Consider the following 414-nt stretch of genomic DNA (forward strand, 5'->3'; position numbering starts at 1 on the left):
GATTTTGCTTTTCAGATTTTTCAAAAGCTTAATTCTCTTCTCCTTTGTTTTGCCAAGTGAATTCAAGGAGAAGCTAGAAGGAAAGGCGATGAACAAGGCCTCAAAACTTCATGTGGATACTACAGGAAGATGGCTCAATCCTAAGGACTCAAGTGAGAAGGATTCATCGTTAAATGTCAAAAATACTCTATAGGCCAAGACTCCAAGCACAGAATAAGGATGATGAGGTGCCAATTATTTGCCTCCAATTAGAAAATCTCAATATCAAGCACAGTATATCGAATTGTGCCCAAGTGTCCTATTTCTCATTGGCTATCAAAATCATTGCAATTTTCTTACTAGCCCATTAATTGGTGCCTTCATATAATTGGTTGCAAATTTAGTAACCCTAAATAGGATTTGTAGAAAGAAATC

General features: G+C 36.5%; 1 protein-coding gene. It reads left to right on the forward strand.

The features are described from left to right. Positions 1 to 193 (forward strand): hypothetical protein (locus CHM34_RS19665; RefSeq protein ID WP_206093859.1); only part of this gene is annotated, 193 nt, incomplete at its 5' end. Between the last annotated feature and the right edge of the window lie 221 nt (positions 194 to 414).

It is taken from the genome of Paludifilum halophilum (genome assembly GCF_002245355.1).
GTDB lineage: Bacteria > Bacillota > Bacilli > Thermoactinomycetales > DSM-45169 > Paludifilum > Paludifilum halophilum.